The sequence below is a fragment of the Microbacterium yannicii genome, assembly GCF_024055635.1.
Taxonomy (GTDB): domain Bacteria; phylum Actinomycetota; class Actinomycetes; order Actinomycetales; family Microbacteriaceae; genus Microbacterium; species Microbacterium yannicii.
Genome location: NZ_JAMXMB010000006.1, coordinates 270,909 through 290,000, shown reverse-complemented (window position 1 = coordinate 290,000; position 19,092 = coordinate 270,909). Strand labels below are relative to the sequence as shown.

19 protein-coding genes are annotated in these 19,092 nt (G+C 66.5%); 15 read left to right on the top strand and 4 right to left on the bottom strand.

The window, feature by feature from the left end:
- Position 1: 1 nt before the first annotated feature.
- From NCG93_RS02940 to NCG93_RS02930, 3 genes are all read left to right on the top strand, one after another.
- Positions 2-985 (top strand): hypothetical protein, encoded by a 984-nt coding sequence (locus tag NCG93_RS02940; protein WP_194415485.1) that lies wholly within the window; start codon positions 2-4, stop codon positions 983-985.
- Positions 986-1,135: 150 nt separating this feature from the next.
- A complete protein-coding gene (locus NCG93_RS02935) occupies positions 1,136-1,396 on the top strand; it encodes a hypothetical protein (RefSeq protein WP_194415486.1) in 261 nt (86 codons plus the stop codon).
- Positions 1,397-1,544: 148 nt separating this feature from the next.
- Entirely contained in the window at positions 1,545-2,060 is a 516-nt protein-coding gene (locus NCG93_RS02930) for an AAA family ATPase (RefSeq protein ID WP_194415487.1), read from the top strand.
- Between the two features lie 148 nt (positions 2,061-2,208).
- Here NCG93_RS02930 and NCG93_RS02925 read toward each other — a convergent pair whose 3' ends face one another.
- Complete coding sequence (locus NCG93_RS02925; protein ID WP_194415488.1) at positions 2,209-2,847, bottom strand: TMEM175 family protein; 639 nt, start codon at positions 2,845-2,847, stop codon at positions 2,209-2,211.
- Positions 2,848-3,267: 420 nt separating this feature from the next.
- On the opposite strand from NCG93_RS02925, the gene NCG93_RS02920 reads away from it, so the two are divergent.
- The 3 genes from NCG93_RS02920 to NCG93_RS02910 all read left to right on the top strand — a co-directional run bounded on the left by NCG93_RS02920 (position 3,268) and on the right by NCG93_RS02910 (position 6,423).
- Positions 3,268-4,062 carry a TetR/AcrR family transcriptional regulator gene (locus tag NCG93_RS02920; RefSeq protein ID WP_252787422.1) on the top strand — a complete coding sequence of 265 codons (795 nt, stop codon included), beginning with the start codon at positions 3,268-3,270 and terminating at the stop codon, positions 4,060-4,062.
- A gap of 106 nt (positions 4,063-4,168) precedes the next feature.
- Positions 4,169-5,422: an ABC transporter substrate-binding protein gene (locus NCG93_RS02915; RefSeq protein ID WP_194415490.1), complete on the top strand. Its 1,254-nt coding sequence runs from the start codon at positions 4,169-4,171 to the stop codon at positions 5,420-5,422.
- Complete coding sequence (locus NCG93_RS02910) at positions 5,410-6,423, top strand: alpha/beta hydrolase (protein WP_252787421.1); 1,014 nt, start codon at positions 5,410-5,412, stop codon at positions 6,421-6,423. The genes NCG93_RS02915 and NCG93_RS02910 overlap by 13 nt, the downstream gene beginning before the upstream one ends.
- Before the next feature lie 439 nt (positions 6,424-6,862).
- On the opposite strand, the gene NCG93_RS02905 is transcribed toward NCG93_RS02910, so the two are convergent.
- Positions 6,863-7,540: a hypothetical protein gene (locus NCG93_RS02905; protein WP_194415491.1), complete on the bottom strand. Its 678-nt coding sequence runs from the start codon at positions 7,538-7,540 to the stop codon at positions 6,863-6,865.
- A gap of 401 nt (positions 7,541-7,941) precedes the next feature.
- Here NCG93_RS02905 and NCG93_RS02900 point away from each other — a divergent pair, with 401 nt between their 5' ends.
- The 9 genes from NCG93_RS02900 (at position 7,942) to NCG93_RS02860 (ending at position 17,169) form a co-directional block, all read left to right on the top strand.
- The gene (locus NCG93_RS02900) at positions 7,942-8,664 is read left to right on the top strand and encodes a class I SAM-dependent methyltransferase (RefSeq protein ID WP_194415503.1); all 723 of its coding nucleotides are present in this window, start codon (positions 7,942-7,944) and stop codon (positions 8,662-8,664) included.
- Between the two features lie 171 nt (positions 8,665-8,835).
- Positions 8,836-9,465, top strand: coding sequence for an ABC transporter ATP-binding protein (locus NCG93_RS02895; RefSeq protein ID WP_194415505.1), 630 nt, complete (start codon positions 8,836-8,838; stop codon positions 9,463-9,465).
- Complete coding sequence (locus tag NCG93_RS02890; protein ID WP_194415507.1) at positions 9,462-10,955, top strand: hypothetical protein; 1,494 nt, start codon at positions 9,462-9,464, stop codon at positions 10,953-10,955. Before NCG93_RS02895 ends, NCG93_RS02890 begins: the two co-directional genes overlap by 4 nt.
- 93 nt (positions 10,956-11,048) lie before the next feature.
- Positions 11,049-12,050 carry a DUF4037 domain-containing protein gene (locus NCG93_RS20290; protein WP_194415509.1) on the top strand — a complete coding sequence of 334 codons (1,002 nt, stop codon included), beginning with the start codon at positions 11,049-11,051 and terminating at the stop codon, positions 12,048-12,050.
- Between the two features lie 183 nt (positions 12,051-12,233).
- Entirely contained in the window at positions 12,234-13,097 is an 864-nt protein-coding gene (locus NCG93_RS02880; RefSeq protein WP_194415510.1) for a hypothetical protein, read from the top strand.
- 319 nt (positions 13,098-13,416) lie between these two features.
- Positions 13,417-14,208, top strand: coding sequence for a nucleotidyltransferase domain-containing protein (locus NCG93_RS02875; protein ID WP_194415512.1), 792 nt, complete (start codon positions 13,417-13,419; stop codon positions 14,206-14,208).
- Positions 14,209-14,594: 386 nt separating this feature from the next.
- Entirely contained in the window at positions 14,595-15,080 is a 486-nt protein-coding gene (locus tag NCG93_RS02870) for a GyrI-like domain-containing protein (RefSeq protein WP_194415514.1), read from the top strand.
- A gap of 162 nt (positions 15,081-15,242) precedes the next feature.
- Positions 15,243-16,337, top strand: a complete 1,095-nt coding sequence (locus tag NCG93_RS02865; RefSeq protein ID WP_194416065.1) for a class I SAM-dependent methyltransferase — start codon at positions 15,243-15,245, stop codon at positions 16,335-16,337.
- A 235-nt stretch (positions 16,338-16,572) separates the two neighbouring features.
- Entirely contained in the window at positions 16,573-17,169 is a 597-nt protein-coding gene (locus NCG93_RS02860) for a class I SAM-dependent methyltransferase (RefSeq protein ID WP_194415516.1), read from the top strand.
- Positions 17,170-17,480: 311 nt separating this feature from the next.
- On the opposite strand, the gene NCG93_RS02855 is transcribed toward NCG93_RS02860, so the two are convergent.
- Both NCG93_RS02855 and NCG93_RS02850 read right to left on the bottom strand, forming a co-directional pair.
- Positions 17,481-17,876 carry a tautomerase family protein gene (locus tag NCG93_RS02855; protein WP_194415518.1) on the bottom strand — a complete coding sequence of 132 codons (396 nt, stop codon included), beginning with the start codon at positions 17,874-17,876 and terminating at the stop codon, positions 17,481-17,483.
- Between the two features lie 337 nt (positions 17,877-18,213).
- Complete coding sequence (locus NCG93_RS02850) at positions 18,214-18,675, bottom strand: fructosamine kinase family protein (RefSeq protein ID WP_206687841.1); 462 nt, start codon at positions 18,673-18,675, stop codon at positions 18,214-18,216.
- Positions 18,676-19,092 lie beyond the last annotated feature (417 nt).

Sequence of the window (19,092 nt, the reverse complement as noted above, 5' to 3'; positions counted from 1 at the left end):
TATGGACGTGTCTGATGATGATCCCCAGCTCGGCCCCGCTGACGTCGATCGCGCGGCGCTGCAACAGCCGGGCGTCGTCTTGCACACGCTCGCAACCGAGATCGGCGCGCGGGTGGACGAGGCCTCCGCTGCGGGTGCACCACCGGATGGTTGGCGCGTCCTCAAGCGACACCAGTCCGACCAAATCCTCATCGGCGCGCCTGTTGACCCCGAGGCGACTGTGTGGCGCGTCGCCCACGTCCAGTTCGTGTCATCCGACGCCACGGTCCGTGTGCATCCGGAGACGATGACGTTGCGCCCAAGCCGGGCGCAACGCAGGCAGGGCCTCGCGTTGCGCTGGCCGACGCTCATGCAAGGTGCTTCCGGCGCCGACGGTTTCGCCGTCGACATCGTCAACACCGGCTCGGACCGCTGGATCCCCAACGGTGACGGATTTCACGTCGTCGGCGTGTTCACCGAACCCGGCGAGACGACGTTTCACTTCGGCTGGGCGGACTCCGCTCAGCGCACGGCGGTCCCGCTGGATCCGGGAGAGTACGCACGCGTGAGCGTGGCGATCATGCCGACTGCGTGGGAACGCCTCGAGCCCGGCGCCCACGATCTGCACGCCGTGTTGGTCAGCCTCGGCGTGCGTACCGAGACGGCCCTCAACGTGCATCTCTCGCGGGAGCTGCTTGGCTCTCACCGACAGCAGCGGCGGCGGTCACAGCCCACACCCGACGATCGCCGCCGGGCCGTCGATGAGGAGGTTGCTCGCGTTCGGGGCGTTCTCGCCGCCGCCGGGGCATTCGCTGAAGTCACTGCCGCAATCGCCGCATCGAACACGGATGAGGATGCCGTTGCCCGACTGGGCGAGCTGCTCAACCTGGGCGAAGCGGCGGCTGAGGCCATCTACAACTCGACGCTCCGCCAGCTGCGCCCAGGGAACGCGACACAGCTTCACCACCGGTTGGACGAACTGCACCACCACCGCCAGGGGATCTAGCCACACCACGCTCTGCGAATGATGCTGAGCACTCGCAGCCCGCCCGCTGGCCGACCGTCGTACGCACCCGCTGAATTCATGCGCGCCCGGACGCGGAGGCGCTGCGAGGCGGAGATGGACAGGAGCATGGTGCCGGTTGATACTGGCGCCATGCGCGATGTCACGGTTCCAAGGAGCTTTCCCGAGGCGCGGGGCAAGCTCCTCGTGTTCATCGTTGTGAGCGCGCTGGTCTTTCTCGGCGCCGGCGCTTGCCTCGTCTACGGCTTCCTTTTCCAGTGGCCTGCGGGAGTTTTGGTCGTCCTCGCAGCTCTCGTCTGTATCCTCGGCGTCGGCTTGGCCGTCCGGACCTGGATCTTCCTGCGATTGCGATCGGAGGAAGCAACGTCGCGTGGCCACCACGGACGTAGCTGACTGCTCGCTGCGGGCAACTGTGTGCCTAACGACCCACCTCCGTTCGGCGTGGGCTGACCGACCAGACCTCGCGCCGGGTCGACGTGAGGGTGGACTTCCTTGGGTCCGCTGCAGGAGCGTCCCGCTTGGGTGTTGGTATGGTCGCCGAGTGAATTCCGCGCACGTCCTGATCCTGCACGGCTCACCTGGCTCAGGAAAGACGACACTGGCTCGGACGATCTCCGAGCAACTCCGGGCCGACGGCGTCGCCCACGCCGTCATCGATGTCGACGAACTGAACCTCATCTTCCCGTCGCCGCGTCGCGACTTCTGGCTCGCCAACCTCGCAGCAATCTGGCCGAACTACGCGCAGGTGCCCGACATCCGCGTGATCATCCCCACCGTCATCGCCGACGCCGAGCGACTCGAGCAACTACGCGCCGCGGTCCCAGCAGCGTCTTTCGTCGTGTGCGAGTTGACTGCCCCCATCGACGAGCTCAAAGCGAGGGTCACCCAGCGGGAACCGACGGACGAGTGGCGGTCGTCACTTCGCGCTCGGGTAGACCACCATGCCGAACGGACCGATCTGGAGCAGATCCGCGACGTCCTGGTCTCCACGCATCACCGTAGCGAGGAGGACGCGGCGCGCGACGTGCTGCGGGTCATCGGCTGGACCGTGTCCTGAAGCGATCCAGGTTCGCCAACGAGCGCTTCGCGAACCGTGTCGAGCTGGTCGCCACGAGCCGTTGCCACCCGCCCGCAAGCGGACCCTCGCAAGACACAGACTGTCGCGCTCGGCAACCTTGTGTCCGGCATAGCGACCTTCTTGCCTGTCACTCTTGGCGCACGAGCAGCCGATGCAGCGGCGCCACGAGCAGGAGCAGGAACATCGCCCAGTAGCCCACCGCCGGGAACAGCACAGCGACCGCAAGCGCGAGAAGGAAGAGCGCCAGCATCACGACATCGGCGACGAGCCCGCTCCGGAGGCGCGGTCGGGGGATGTCGTGCAACGCCGGATGCCGCAACACGTAGAGGCGGATGAGCAGCATCACGAGGCTCGTCATCGCAAGCGTGCCGATGTAGAGCACCTTCTGCCCGGCATCCTCTTCCAACTGCCCGAGCAGAGCCGTTGCAATCGGCAGCCAAACGATGGTGAACATCCACGCGATGGTGAGCCAGAGCAGCCCGGCGGTCACCCGATGGATGCCGGCGAACAGGCGGTGATGGGTGAGCCAGAAGTTGGCGATGAGCAAGAAACTGAGCGCGAAGCTGAACAGCTGACCCGCGTTCTCGTTCAGCCACTCGATCGTCGCCAGTCCGTCCGCAGCTGCATCGCCGACGCTCTCCATCAAGGGCAGGATCAGCAACGTCATGGCGATCGCCACGACGGCATCCGCGAACGCCTTCAGCCGCTCCGCGGGGAGTGTCTGATCACCCGGCACTGGGGCAAGGTTCTCAGCGCGCTCCGTCATAGCGCAAAGGTACCGGCCGCCGAGCCAAGGCGACTGTCGTCGCCCGAAGTCATCCACCCAAATCCGGCATCGGTATCCGCCTGAGGCGAGTGAGGGATACGGCTTAGGTGACCCGGCATGCGTGCGTTCGAGGACCGGCATCCGTACGCTCAGAGACCTCCGCGTGCGTGGGAGCAGCGTCGGTTGGCTCGCGCTATGCAGTCACCGCCATCGCCGCGAGCGCGCACTGTACAACGCAGGCTTGGGTGCCGGAAGGTTTCTGATTCGGCGCGCTACCGCGCGTGTGAATGTGACGACTCCGACGCTCGTAGAGGTGTCTGACGAACTCGTGTCCTCGTGGCGCGCGGCGTCTCAGCTCGGTGGATTTGACGCTAGCTCGATCAACGCGAACCCATCATGGGCCAGCGACGCGACCGAGACATGGCTCTGACGAGGCGTCTCGAGCGAGGGGAGGCGCACGCCTTCGCGGCGCGGATGGGTCGGTCCGGTGCTTGCGCGCGGCAAGCACCGGACTCAATCTGCTCCGGCAGCGCCGGGTACTCTGTGCCGCAGGCGAATGGTACGGTCGCGGCTGTGGTGAAGAGTGCAGTGGAGATCGAAGGCGTCGCCGCCCCGCAGCAGGGCCGCAGTCGCGAGTCGTTCGCCCGCGTCCGGGCCGCGACGGTGCAGTTGCTCTCGGAGAAGGGTCCCAAGGGGGTGCTGATCGCCGATGTCAGCGCGCTGGCGGGCGTGTCGGTCGGCACGATCTACGGTCGGGTGGGAAGTCGCGCCAACCTGTTGCGGGTCGTCCATCGGGAAGAGCTCGAGCGGATGCGGACGAGCATGGTGGCGCGTCTGGATGCTCTGGAGTTCTCGGAGGAAGTGGATACGTCGCTGCGTCAGCTCGTGCATGCTTATGTCGCCGAGCTGGTCCAGAATGTCGCGATTATCGGGGCGCTCCAGGCGCTGGTGTCGGAGGATCCCGAAATGGCGTCGGCGGGCCCCGAGGTCTTCGCGGAGACCCGAGCCGCCGTCGTCGCCGCGCTGGCGCGCGCGCTGGGCGCAGGCGCTTCGTCCGTCGACACGGCATGGCTGGGGTGGGTGTTCGAGGTGATGTTCGCTTCGACCCGTCATTGGCAGGACGAGTCCGCCGCGATGCCTGCCAGCGCCGGTGCGATGGAGGAGTCGCGGTTCGAGGAGCAGTTGGGGCGCAGCGTCATCCTCTTGCTGAGGTGATCGAGTCGAAGTTGCGAAAGGCTTGAATCCGAATTTGGATTCGGTTTATAGTCATGCCAGAGAGCTTCCACGGGGGAGGCCAGCGACAGTGAGGTCGACACTCGACATGACATCCACATTTCTTCGGCGCGGGGTCGCCGTCGGCGTCCTCGGCGCTGCCGCGATCGCGGTCGGGCTGACCGGTTGTGCGAACTCCGGTGCGCAAGAGTCGTCGGACGACTTCTCGCTGTCCTACCCAGTGGCTGAGAACAGCCCGTACGCGGCAATGGCCGAGAAGTACATGAAGACGCATAAAGGTGTGACGATTACACTGAACGCCATTCCGTCGGACAGTTACGACAACCTGTTGCGGACGGAGCTGCAGAGCGGCAACGCCTCCGACGTCGTGATGGCAACCGCCGGGTCGGGTACGCCGGTCTCGCTGATTCCTCTCGCCGACGCAGGTCTGGTGTCGGCGCTGGATGGCACCACCGCGGACCTCGTGGGCGACGCGAACCGCCCGCAGTTCTTTGTCGATGACGAGATGTTCGGTCAGCCCACTGACTTCGGTGTCACCGGCACGATCTTCGACAGTGCCGCCGGTGTCACCTATCCGACCACGACCGACGAGATGCTCGGCGTCTGCCCGGCGCTCAACGCGGATGGCGTGTCCCTCTACGCGATGGCCGGACGCGTGCCCATCAACGCTGGCCTGACCGCGATCAGCCTGGCCGCTGGCCAGGTGTACTCGCAGGACCCCGAATGGGATGAGAAGCGCGCCTCAGGCGAGACGACGTTCGCGTCCACCTCCGGGTGGCAGAACACTCTCCAGCTCATCCTCGACATGCAGGCCGTCGGCTGCTTCCAGCCGGGCGCCGAAGGCGCTGGATTCGAAGCGATCACGGGCGGGATCGGCCAGGGCGCGTCTCTCGGCGCGTTCCTTCCCGGCGGAGTGATCGCACAGCTCGGCCCGGCGCTGCCGGACGCGCAGCTCGTGGTCGAAGCGGCACCCATGCCCACTGGCGGCGCACCCTTCATCTTTGCCAGCTCGGACTACGCGCTGGCGATCAGCGCTGCGAGCGATCGGAAGGACGCGGCACAGGCCTACCTGAACTGGCTCGCCGAGCCAGAGCAGGCCCAGGAGTACGCCGAACTCGCCGGATCCCTTCCCATCACCGGCATCGCCGACGTCGACCTCGGCGGCACCGCCTACGCTGCCGTCGCTGATCTGCTGGAGGCGGGAAGTTACACCACCCTCCCTGTCAACGTCTGGCCACCGGCGGTGTTCAACGTGCTCGGCACCGACGTGCAGGCGCTGCTCACGGGCCAGAAGGACGTCGACCAGGTGCTAGCCGACCTCGACGCCGCGTGGACGTCGTGATCGCCCCGCATGCAGCCGGTAGCACCATGAATGATCACGGGACCACTTCCGGCCAGATGACGTCCGAGGCGTTCCGCGCGCTCAGCATCGACGACAAGCTCGATTGGCTCGCCGAGCATGGCGAGCCCGCCGACCCGCGCAGCGACACCGACACGCGATCGCTGATCCGCCGCTTTCCGCATCTCGCGGACGTTGTGCTGAGCGATGTCACGATCCCTAGGCTGGCTGGTCGAACGCTCGCGGCGCGCGCCTACGTGGACCCGACTGCCGAGCCGAGTGGAGCAGGGTTGGTCTGGGCACACGGGGGAGCCTTCCTCGGTGGCCACCTCGACATGCCGGAAGCGAACTGGGTGTCGCTCGAACTGGCGGCCAGCGGTGTACCCGTGTTGTCGATCGACTACACCAAGTGTCTGCGAGGAGTGCACTATCCGGTGCCGTCCGACGACGTCATGAGCGCCTGGGAGTACGCGGTCCGAGAAGCCGAGACGTTGCTGGGAGTCGATGCGCACAGCCTTTACGTCGGCGGAGCCAGCGCGGGCGCGACGCTGGCCGCCAGCGCGGTGCGGCGAGGCTCAGCGCGTCCGGGAATGGAGCCGGCGGGACTGGTGCTGGTTTACCCCGCACTCCATCCCAACAGCTTCCAACCCACGCAAAGCCTCGAGACCGTCGATGACCGCACCCTCGAGATCTCGATCAACTACGCGGGCTCCCGTGCGGCGCTCAAGAACCCGGACGCCTTCCCTGGCCTCGGCGACGGCACCGGCTTCCCCGACACACTGATCGTCGCCTGCGAATTCGATGCAATGCGCCCGTCGGCGGAGGAGTTCCACGCCACGTTGCTGGCGGCCGGCGTCAATTCGCACTACCGCCTCGAACTTGACTCCGACCACGGACACATCGACGAACCGACCCATCCTGGAGCGGTTCGGACGATCGCAGCGATCAAGGACTGGATCGCTGGCCGCCTCCGACTGACGACGCTCGGGCCCACCGCCCCCTGAGACGCGACGTTCCATTCGGCTCGCTGCTGGGCGGCTTCATACCGCTCGCCGCATCGATGCTGCTGGGATGTCTTCTCGCCCGCCCAGCTTGGTAGCAAGTCGATTGGCCACGTGCGCGCCGACTAGGACACTTGCGCGTGTACGAGATCCAGTCGGATCGATCCGTCGGTGGCCCTCGCCATGCCTGGCCGCCCTAAAGCCCCAATAGACGGACTGTGTTCCTCAATGCTCAGGGACACATCGGTCAGCTTCAACATCGGCACGGTTGTGCGCCTCTCGATAGCGAAGGAACCGACAACTTCTGATCCTGCGAGGTTCCCTCCCGATTGCATGCTGAGCGACTCGCTTCCGTACGTCGAGCGGATGTGGATCGTGATGGGTGGCCTGCGAGCCGGCCGCTGCCGTTATCCGCCGCCGTAGGTCGGCGGCTACTCGGTGGTCAGCGGCGCGCGAGTCGGCGCCGAGCATCTGCTGCAGCCAGGCGGGCGCGCATTGTCTGCCGGTCGGCTGCAGCCCACGGCCCGGACGATTCGAGCGGGATCTCGGTCATGAATCGACGCTCATCCTCAGGGATGCGTGCGACCAGGGCGTCCGGATCCGACTCGGCAGCGGCATAGAGTGCTGGACCGTCCGCGTAGAACGGGTCGATCAGCACGAGGCGGCCGTCAGATCCGCGCATGACATTTGACGGGTTCTCATCGATTGGGCCGCACCAGGGTAACTCCGCGAGAGCGCGCCCGTGGATGGCGCGCAGGATGCCGCTCAGCTCGGCGACACTCTCGTCTTCCTCCCGAATGAGGCGGTGCAGTCCGGCGGCATCCGACGGGTCCACAGGATGCAGGCGCTCCATGACCATGAGATCGCCGCCCCCGGTCAGTCGCCGATGCGTGTACAGCCGTGGCACCAGTAGCGTGTGCTTCGCGCGGAAGTACAGCTCGGCGGTGTACCGGCCGGCGGGGTCGAACGGGCTGATGCGCGCGACCGCCTGGCCGTCCGGTGAAAGCAGGGCGATCGCCCAGTCTCCGGCGCCGAGAAGTCTCCAGCCCGCGTCCGCGAAGACTCGCTCGGCATCGTCGTGGTCGGCGTCCTGTGCCGGGTCGGGGAATCGGGTGGACACGACGCCTAGTCTCCCGCACCCAGCGCGTTCGCAGTGGATCCCTGTGTACGGTCCGAGCGTGTCGATCCAGGACTTTGGGGGAGCCAACGTGGTGGGATGCGTCGGCGGGCGGCCCAGGGGTGTGAGGTGTGTGCTCAAACAGCTCGCTGAGCATGGGCCGGAGTGCGCTGGACAAGCCTGGGTGGGTTCGAATTTAGAAACCGATCAGTCCGTCGGGGGACGGGCGAATACGGGAATCCCTGCGCGGCGACCTAATCGTGGTCCCGGTCGTCGACGACTTCGCGGGCGCGCGAAGGCCCGAAGAGGAAGCCGCCTTCGTTCACGGCGCGGTGAGGGATCGTGCGCGGACGCTGGTTGTCCGGGTGGTTGGCCAGCGAGAGGCCTGTGCTTAGGCTGTCGACGTGCCTGACGCCGTCTTCGACGATCCTCGGCTCGCGCGGCTCTACGATCCGTTGGATCCCGACCGGCCCGACCTCGACTCTTACGTTTCGATCGCGGACGAGTTCGGTGCGCAACGGGTCCTGGACGTCGGCTGCGGGACAGGAGTGTTCGCTCTGATGCTCGCTGAGCGTGGGTATGAGGTTGTCGGTGTGGACCCGGCCGGCGCGTCCATCACCGTAGCCCGGTCCAAGCCTGGGGCCGACCGCGTGCGTTTCCTCCACGGCGACGCGACCTCGCTGCCCGCGTTGCAGGTCGATCTCGCGACGATGACGGCAAACGTGGCGCAGGTCTTCTTGACAGACGCCGATTGGACCGCGACGCTTCGCGGCATCCACGCCGCGTTGCGTCCGGGCGGGCGACTAGTGTTCGAGTCGCGCGATCCAGCGCGTCGGGTGTGGGAGGACTGGAGCCGCGACTGGTCCCCGCGGCAGGTGGAGATTGCCGGCGTTGGCGTCATTGAATCGTTTGCGGAGGTCACTCGGGTGGAAGGTGAATTCGTCACGTTCGAGGGGGCGATCACTCTTCCTGACCGGACGATAGTGCCCACCTCGTCGACGTTGCGGTTCCGCAAGCGGGACGATATCGAGACGACCCTCGCTGACGCCGGTTTCACCGTCGATGAAGTGCGCGAGGCTCCCGATCGTCCCGGACTGGAGTTGGTGTTCGTGGCCACACGCACCTAAGTCGCGCGCCGACAAGGCCGGCCCCGCTCGGGGATCAGCATGAGGCTGGGGCTCGAGCGAACACCCGACTGGGCTGTCGTACTGCAACGTCAACTCCCCGTTGCTCGCACAAGGCCGCCGCGCGGGCGGCTTGTCGAGTTGCGGGTATGCGGTCTCTGGGAGAGTGGGTTCATGATCGAGATGGACGACGTCTGCGTGACGATAGGTGACGTGACGCTTCTGGCTGCCGTCTCGGTGAGGGCGCGGCGCGGTGATGCTCTGATCGTGCGAGGTCCGAACGGGGCGGGGAAATCGACCTTCTTGCGAGTGCTTGCCGGTGTCCGGAAGCCGACGGCGGGGCTCGTACGCATCGGGGGTGCTGACGTGGGTGAGCGGGATCTTGAGTTCCGGCGACGGGTCGCGGCGATGATTGGGCTGCCGCCGATGGCGCCTGACCTCACCCTCCATGACCATGTCCTGCTGGTCGCGACTACGTGGGCGCGCGCACCGAGGTTGGCGGTCGCGACCACACGTGACGTGCTGGCGGAGCTTGGGCTCAGCGGGCTGAGCGAGCGTTTCCCGCACGAGCTCTCTTCTGGTCAGACGCAGTTGTTTGGTCTCGCGATGACCCTTGCCCGCCCTTTCGAAGTGTTGATCCTCGATGAACCGGAGCAACGGCTGGATCCTGAGCATGTTGAGTCGGTGGCCCGCGTCTTGCGCGCTCGTCGCGAGCGGGGCGTAACGCTGGTGCTCGCCACGCACAGCTCAGCGCTTGCGGACGGGGTGGGCGGACAGACCGTTTGGCTGGGTGCCGCGGCATGAGCACGCGCTCGGAAGCTGCGATTCGTGTATGGCGCGCACGTAGCGCTCGCACCGCCGGCGACCGCGGCTACCTGGTCTACATGTTTTTCATGGTCGCGCTTTTGGTCGCGGCGCCCGTTGCGCGCGCTGTGTGGTTGAGCGCGTCCAGCATGGAAGGGGCTGCCCTGTTCGCGTCCCCTGCGGCGCCGGCAGTGACCGCGCTCGTTGTTGCGTGCGTTTGGGCGGGGGCACTGCTGCTGGGTCGCGAACGTGGCCCCGCCCTGCGTCCCCCGTTTCTCACCCATGCGCTGGCGACGATCGACCTGCCCCGATCGGACACCTTCGCCGGCCCGGTGCTGCGCGCCGGCGCCATGGTGACGGCGTCGACGACGATCGCGGCGGCCGTCGTTGCGAGCAGCCTTGTAAGCCGAGGCCTGGCTGAGCCGCTTCACGCGCTGGCGTTCACCGCGGTCGGAGCGGCAGTCGGAATCATCACAACCGCCTTCTGGCTCATCGGCCAAGCTTTTTCCCGAGCCGCCATCCCACTGGCCCTTGGCTCGCTGGCACTCGGCGCAGCCACCGCGACTTTCCCCAGTACACGACCGTTCAGCCCCTGGGGAGGGGTTGCCCTCGCTTACCCGGGTGTCGGTTCAATGTCCGCCGCCGCTACGGTATGCGCGCTGGCCATCGCACTCGCCGCCTCGCTCCCGACGGTGATGAACCGACTCAGTCACGCAGAACTCGCAGCGCAGGCGGCGCGTTGGGATTCCGTCACGATTCACGCCGCCGGCATGGACTTCAGCACCGCCGCCGCCATCTACCAGGGAAGACCACACCGGGGCCGCCGTCTTCGCGCGGTTCGACCGATGAATCGGCTATCCGTGACGTTCTTCATCCGCGACGCCGTCGGAGCGACGCGCACACCGGGCCGCTTGATCGCTGGCATCCTTGCCCTCATCGGCGCGGGTGCGCTCATCGTGCTTGCATTCGCGCCCACAGCACCCAGCCTCCTTCTCGGGGCCGGGGCCGGCGTGCTTCTGTTCACGGGACTCGGACCCCTCACCGACGGGTTGCGCCACGCCGCCTACGTCGCATCAGACCTCCCGCTGTATGGGATCAGCGACGCGCACCTCTTGACAAATCACCTGCTCTTCCCAGTGACCATGACCGCGATCGTCCTAGTAGCCACCGTCTTGGTATGCGCGGCCACCACGGGAATCGCAGTCATCCCACCACTCCTGAGCGCATTGACTCTCGGACTCCTCACCCTGGTCGCAAGAGTCAGCAACGCCCTCAAAGGCCCACTCCAACCTGCCCTCCTCGCACCCATCCCCACCCCAATGGGCGACCTAGGGGCGGCGATCCGACTCATCTGGGCCCTCGACGCACTGCTCGTGGCGGCGATGGCTGGGGTATCCGCGACGCTGATCCTCCACACTCCAGTACTGCTCGTTGGCATCGCAAGCGCCATGCTGGCAGTCGCCGTTCACCGATGGCATCGGCGCGGATAGCCCCACCGAAGCGCCGAGCCCTGTGGACACCTGAACGGCGCGCAGCAGGACCCACCTTCGCACGCAGTCAGTCGAGTCGTGCATGATCGAACCGTGAAGCAAAACGGCTGGAACGGCGTCGATCTTGCGCGGCGTTACCACTCGGATCTGGTGTTCCCGATACTCGCGGAGCGGTTCCCTCACCTCCCATATGCTGCGGGCCGCGTCGGTTCGGGCTCCGACGTCCTCGGATTCGATGACGGCACCTCCCAAGACCACGACTGGGGCCTCCGACTGAACCTGTTCGTACCGGCGGACGCCGTCGACGAGGTAGATCGAGAACTCGAGCGACAGCTTCCCGAGACGTACGAGGGGCTCCCGACCCGCTTCGCATTCACCGGTCAGACCGAGCGCCGCCACCACGTGGACGTCACCTCAGTCTCCGCGTTTCTTGACGCACGCCTCGGCTTCGACCCGCGCATAGGCCCGTCCGTCGAAGACTGGCTGTCGCTTACCGGACAAGCCGCACTCGAGGTCACCGCCGGTCCCGTGTTCATCGATAGCGACGGAGCGCTCATTGCGGCCCGCCATGCGCTGGCCTGGTACCCAGACGACGTTTGGCGCTACATCCTCGCGTGCGACTGGATCCGCCTGGCGCAGGAACTCCCGCTGATGAGCCGCGCCGCCGAGGTCGGCGACGAAGCCGGCTCTCGCGTCATCGCCGCCCGCCTGACTCAGATCACCATGCACCTGGCGTTCATGCTCGAACGACGCTGGCCCCCCTACGCGAAATGGTTCGGCACGTCGTTCAACCGCCTCACACGCGCGAAGGAACTTAGCGAGCCGCTCAACAAGACACTCCACGCAGACGACGACGCCGATCGACAGTCCGGCCTCGCCCGTGCACTCGAGGTGTTGCTGCGCGAGCAGAACACTCTCGGCCTCACCATGGCGACGCAGGCCATCGTGCCCTTCTGGGATCGCCCCCCACATCCACCCGAACCCATTGATCGTGAGCCAGCTACTCGGTGGCATCGTTCGCGACGAGGTGAGAACACTTCCGTATGGCCGCGGCTCCGCGGAGCAGCGGACCGACAACGTCGACATCCTCATTGACGCCCGAGCCCGCGCACGCATCGTCGCCGCGTAGGCGATCTCGCCCAGAGATGGACCGGCTGCGCGCGAGCTGAGTAACGCGCTAGATACCGCATGGCTGGGTGCCGACAGCCGGATTTTGGTCGCGCTCGGTCCGGTCCGAGGGGGCGACGACGGCGAGCTCTTGCCGCGGGGCTCCCGGGGGTGGACAATGCGCCCATGGGGGCATCTTCGGATCGCCGGGGTGGTGTGTGGGGTGCGTCGCGAGTCTCCGCAGGTCTGGGCGCGCTCCTGTTCGCAGGCGCCTGCCTCACGGCATGCACGGTGACGCCTGAGTCCGCCTCACCGACCGGCACGCCACTCGCCGAGCCGACGGATATGCCCGCGTTGCCGACTGGTGCCGCTGAGCCGTTCAACGTTCCTGCCTTCGATGGCCCACAGCCACTGCCCGTCGTGAACGGCACGACCTATGTTCTGAACAACGCGAACCCTGGCGCGTCAGACTTTCAGACCGTCGAGTACACCGTCCCACCCGGGTGGGAGACCGGCGACGTGTACATCGGCAAGGATCTCGGGGAACCTGGTGAGGTGGCGATCAGCTTCTGGACGCCCTCAGGCGTCTATCCCGACCCATGCCGGCGAACCACGGACTTGAGTCCGATCGACCTCGCAGACCACACCCATGCCGATGGCCACCTCGTTCTCATGAGCTATCCGCAGATCGGACTTTCGGCGCAGAACGGCCGTGCCGCGACAGAGGCGCGTTCAGTGATCATCGACGATCCTTCGGAGGACGAAGGAACCATCGCGCTTCGACTCGAGCTCACCGTACCCGAGGATCTCGACATCGCGTCCTGCGACGAGGGCGCTTACGTGGCATGGCCGGCCACCCACGCAGGCGCTCAGCCGCAGGACAACCACGTCGCAGGGCAGACAGACATCATCTACCAGGTCGACGTCGACTTGGGGCCGCTCATCATCGACGCGTCGTTCCGGCCGGGATCCCCGCGGGAGAGCGTCGAGGAGCTGTATGCCGTTCTCGGATCGATTGTGATGGACCGGTACTGACCCTCGGACACGCACGACGCCTTCCCGGCGAGCACCTGCAGGTCGCGCCCCGCCCGTGACGGACGCGCAAGGGTGCGGTCCCTCGGCAGTCGCCCGCGCACCGGCTCTGGCTGTATGTCGCGGTGATGGATGTTGTGTCGCGGCATAAGGGACGAGGAGTGCCCGAGTCGGTCTATAGCGTTCGCCTCAGCCGCTATTCCAGGACGACTAAGGCGCGCGTCGCCAGCGACCAGGCGTCTGACGCACGCATGTGGACCGCTCATCGTTCCGTGCCGACGGCGAACTCGAGCAGGGGTGACCGGCCAACTACCCTCATCTCATGCGTGACCCTCACGAAGGGCTGGCCACCGACGGCTGTATCCGTACGGGGGCGTCGCGCGATCGTGTCCCGTCGGCCTTCGAGCAGGTCGTCCTCGATGCGACGTCCGCGTTCGACGATCTCCGGCGGCGAGAGGCGATCGACACGGATGCCGCCCTGCTGCTGTACGGCTCAGTGGCCACCGGAATGGCGGAGCCTGGCCGGTCGGACGTCGATCTGATCGCGATCGGTGTCGAGAAGGAGCACGCCGCGGCGCTCTCTCGGGAACTGTCCCACGCGCACCGGTCGGTCTGCCGCGAGGTCGCAATTGCTGTGGCCGGGCGACACGATCACGAGGGGCCCGGCGACGAGGCCTACGGCAATCGGGTGTTCCTGCGTCACTACTGCGTTCCGCTTCTCGGCCACTCGCCCGTCGGCGACGACCGATTCCCGGGGGACGCACGCGCGGCACGCGGGTTCAATGGCGACATCCGTCACGCGCTGGACCGGTGGCGGCAAGCAGGCACCGCGGATGCCGCGGCCCTCGGTAGGCTGGTCGGCCGCAAGACGCTGCTCGCGACCGCTGGACTCGTCAGCGTGACCGAGGGCACGTGGTCGACCGACCGGGCGACAGCGGCGGCTCGCTGGCGCAGACATCGCCCTGATCTCGCGGGAGAACTCGATCAGCTGCTGGCGTGGTGCGACGGCGCTGCCGCGTCAGCCAACGATCTACGAGACGCGGTGGCGGACGACGGCGTCGTGTCTCGCATCGCCGAAGACTTCGCTAATCGCATCGGACTGTGGGACATATGATGAGCCGGCCCTAGCCAGACCGTTTCTGACGAGCGTCCATGAGGGGGTCGGCGAAGCTCCGTCTCACTTCCTCAGATATAGCTCGTTGCGCATCGATCATCCCCAGCGAGAAGCTAGCAGCGCGGTCAAACGCGCGCGCCTCTATCCGATGGTGTCGTGGGTGGAGAGGCGTCCCGAATGACGGCACGACACCGTGTTCTCACCCAGCCGAATATCTGCGCGCTCGACGACCGGCACGCGAGCCATGGTTCATGACAGTTCGTCCCTGTCGCTTCACGCGGCAGCGCCTCTGGATCACCTCTCTGTGAGCTGATCCCGCAGACGGCACCGCCGCGCAAGTTGGCGGTGCAGTACCGTCAACACGATCGCTATGGAAGGGAGCTGGCATGGACGTTGTCGACGGCCCTCGCCTCGAGTACCGCGAGCAGCGCCCCACCCTCGGCATCCGAAAGCGCACTCCGTTCCGTGGGATGCTCGCCGAACGCGACCGGCTCATCGCGGAGGTCATCGAGTGGATGCACGTCCACGCCGTCCGGCCGGACGGCTCGTTCTACCTGCGATTGCACACTGTCGACATGGCCGGTGACATGGACATCGAGGTCGGTGCGTTCGCGACCAGCCCCGGTGATGACAAGGTCCGCACGGGCACGATGCCGGGCGGTGACTACGTCGTCCTGCGATACGTCAACCACTCGATGCGGGCTCACCGGCTGCTGTTCGATTGGGCCGAAGAGCGGCAGATTCTGTTCGACGTCGGAGAAGCCGGCGCCGGCACCGGCTGGGCTGGGCGATTCGAGATCTACATCACCGATCCGCGCGCCGAACCACGCAAGACCCGCTGGGAGACGGAACTCGCCTTCCTGACTCGCTGATCCTCCCGAAAGTGCGCGGAAAGCCACCCGTCGGCGTGGTCGCTGCCTAGCCGCCACGGTGTGAGGTGACGTGCCGTGGGCGGGCATCGGATGCCTGGTGGATGGCGGGCGCGAGTTCTAGCATGTCGCTCGTTGATGCCGTCATTTTCAACGGGGGTGCGGATGGACGTCACGGTGGATCGCGACGGCGAGAAGACCGATGAGCAGTCGGTCGAGGAATTCGCGGGGTGGGTGTTCGACAGGTTCCTCGGCGGGATGGAAACGCTATCCATCCACATCGGTTCCAGCCTTGGGCTCTACGCGGTGCTCAGGGATGCGCCGGCCACGGCGGCTGAGCTCGCCGCGCGAACCGCCATCGATCGGCGGTACGCGCGCGAGTGGCTTGAGCAGCAGGCGACTGCGGGCATCCTCGACAGCGACGGCGAGGGCGACGAGCTGAGGTTCCGTCTGCCAGCCGCGCAGGCGGCGGTACTCACCGACGGCGCATGTCTCGGGTACTCCGCGCCGCTGGCGGACATGTTCGCAGCGGTCGCGCTGCGCATGCCCGACCTCATGGACGCCTACCGCTCGGGTCGAGGCGTACCTTGGGCGGCGTTCGGTGCTGCCGTGCGCGATGGGCAGGGCGATATCAACCGCCCCTGGTTCGAGAATGTGCTTGCGAAAGCGCTCGCATCTGTCCCGCAGGTGCACGAGGTGCTGTCGAGGCCTGATGCCGGGATCGCCGATGTCGCGTGTGGTCACGGGTGGTCGACGATAGGCCTTGCCCGGGCGTACCCGGATGCGATCGTCGACGGGTTCGACATCGATGCGCCCGCCATCGAGGCGGCACACGAGCATGCCGCAGGGCTCGAGAACGTGACATTCTCCGAACTCCGGGGAGAGCAGCTCGCCGATAGGGGAGAAGACCGCTACGACGCCGCATTCGTCTTCGAAGCACTGCACGACATGCCGGACCCCGTCGCCGTACTGTCCGCGATCAGTCGCGCGGTCAGATCTGACGGTGTCGTCGTAGTGATGGACGAAGCTGTCGCCGAGGCGTTCTCGCCCCCGGGCGACGACACCGAGCGGGCGATGTACGGGTACAGTCTGCTGATCTGCCTCCCTGACTCGATGTCAACACCGGGGTCGGTCGCGACCGGCACGGTCATGCGACACGCGACCCTCGAACGCTACGCTCACGAAGCAGGCTTCTCAGCCGTCGGCGTCTTGCCGATCGACGGGTTCGCCGCCTTCCGGTTCTACCTCCTTGAGCGGTGAGGCGCGATCTCCCAGCTTGAGTCGCAAGCCGCCCCAGCCGACGCCCGAGCACTCCCACTCCGCTCGCTCACCGACCGGTTTTCCGCCGGCTTCCGCTGGTGCGATGGTGGCCACATGGATTCCATCGAGTGGTGGGCGAGGCTGGACTCCGGCGCCAGAGCGTGGCTCATTGCCCACAACGGCGAAGCGGTATCGACAGAAGTGTCTGGTCGCTGCCGAGTGGAAGCATAGGGGGATGACGGACGACGCGAGAGCCCTGTGGGATGCGGAAGCGGTGGCCTTCGATGATGCGGCCGATCACGGACTCCGGGACCCCGAGGTGCGCCGGGCCTGGGCAGATCTGCTGATTCCCCTGATCAACGGTCGCGGGCTCCGGGTCGCCGACCTCGGGTGTGGCACCGGCACCCTGTCACTCCTCTTGGCCGCCGACGGCGGGCACCTCGTGAGCGGTGTGGACTTCTCACCCGAGATGATTCGCCGAGCGCACGCAAAGGCGGAACAGACAACCTCACGGCCGGTGTTCGTCGTGGCCGATGCTGCCGAGCCACCGCTGCCGCCGGGGACATTCGATGTGGTTCTGTGCCGCCATGTCTTGTGGGCGATGCACGATCCTGCGGCAGCGCTGAAGAAGTGGATCGAGCTCCTCACCCCGAACGGCGTGCTGATCCTCATCGAAGGTCGCTGGCACACGGGAGCGGGCCTGACTGCTGACGAATGCTTCCGACTCGTCAGTGATCAGCGCAAAGACGTGCAAGTCCGCAGGCTGAACGACCCGTCCTACTGGGGTGGACCCATCACAGACGAGAGGTACCTGATCATCAGCCCGTCCTGACGCGTGAACGACCCGCTCGCGGGCGGGTGCGACTCGCCGCGAGCAGAGAGTTTTCCGTCCGTATGGCTGACGACGTTCTACTTGGCGTTTGCGAGGCGGATGCCGAACCCGGCGATCGCCGTTCCGGCGATTGCGTCGATCGTGGGTAGGACGCTCTGGCGGCTCCTCGCGCTCCTGCCCAGTTCATCCCGGCGCTCCACGCGGCCCAGAGCCGCCACCCGCTATTGCGCGAGAAGCCACGGCATCGCCGATGACCCCTGACTTCCTTCCTGCAGCGAGGTGTGGGGGAGCGCTACGGACGGTCGGCGAGTTCATACATTCACGGTGAACCCGAGGTCGACGTCGCTAGCGGCGTGCCCGCCGCCGACGCCCCAGTTTTCGAGAGCGATCTCGTGAAGGATGGTTGACACATGATCCCGGGGAATGCCCAGCGGCTCCAAGCCTTCGACAATCGCCTGGTAGAGCCGCCGCTTGGCGAGCAGGCTTCGACCGGCGAAACAGTCGATCGAGACGATCGTCCGATACTCCGGATGCGCGAGCTCCGGCGAGCACGTGAATCGATGTGGTTCGTGGACGACGAGACGCACGTTGTGGTCCTCGGCCGGTATCTCGAAGGCGCGGACGAGCGCTGCGTGGACGGCGTTCATGATGGCGACTTCTTGGTCGGCTGCGTACTGACGGCGGACTTCGATGATGACGGCGGGCATCGCATCATTATCCCGACCTCCTTGAGTCACGGAACAGGTGCCCCGGCCTGCTTGCTCGGTGTGGTTGTTGTTCCGAGAATTCGTCCCCCGCCACCTATGCCGGCGGACCGAAGCGCATTGACCGGCGACACGCCGCGTATCTCGGTGTCGAGCAATGCAGGCGGCGGAGCTTTCCTCTCTTGAGGCCGCGGAATCACGCAGCGAACGGCCCATTCGCTCTTCAGGAGAAGAGAGTTCGAATTCGCATCCTCTGCCGCGGTTCTGCCACTTCACGCATTGTGCTGCAGCGTGCTGCGACCGGGAACGTGATCGGCGACGCGCACCTGCCGTGGCCGGATCAGGTCCGAGTGATTCGCCGGAACGGCGCCAACGTCGTCCGCACCGTGTCCGCTGCACCCCAGTCGTCATCGGACTGGGCGATGACGGCGAGGTGCTGGCGCAGCTGGAGGATCGGCATGCGCTCACGCCAGTCTCGATCGAGGTCGGTGAGTTCCGCGTAGCGGTCGAAGAAGACCCGTGCCTCGGGAGGTGGACCTGTCGTCCACAGGTGGGCGAGGTCCACCTCTGCCCACATGTAGGAGACGGCGGGGTCGATCAGCGCGGGCTGCCCGTCCGCCGTGCTGAGCACGTTCTGCGCCCACAGGTCGCCGTGCGTCAGGCAGGCGGTCTTGTGGGGGAGCAGCTCGGGCAGTCGTGCGCACAGGTTCTCCAACGCGGACCGGTCCGTGGGGGAGAGGGCCGCCTGCACGCGGGGTTCGTCGAGCCACCGACGATCGTGCGCTGCGCGTCGCTCGTACATCGATCTGTCGGCGCGAGACCGAATGCCAAACTCGCTCGCAAGTGCTCACTTGGCTTGTCCGGTATCGGGGTCAGTTGTGCAGCGGGGGAGGGGCGGATGCCCGGCGGGTACCGCAGCTCGCGTCGGCGCGGAGTTCGGCGGCGGCAGTCTCTTCAGGTCAGCCTGCCGAGCTCGCCTGGAGTTCCCGACCTCGGACGGCGATCCGGTCGTTTCTTTCGCGTTCGCAGGGACTGGCGCCGAGGTCGCCGTCTACACGACGAACGCGTTCGATTCCTACGATGGCGAACCTCAGTGGACGGAGACCATGTGTGACCCAGGCGCCGCCACGAGCGCCACCGGATGCCCGCTTTCTTAACAGGGCGACCGCATCAGCATCTTCGCCCGCCAACCGACCCGTCTGCGCGAGGGGAGGGTGAT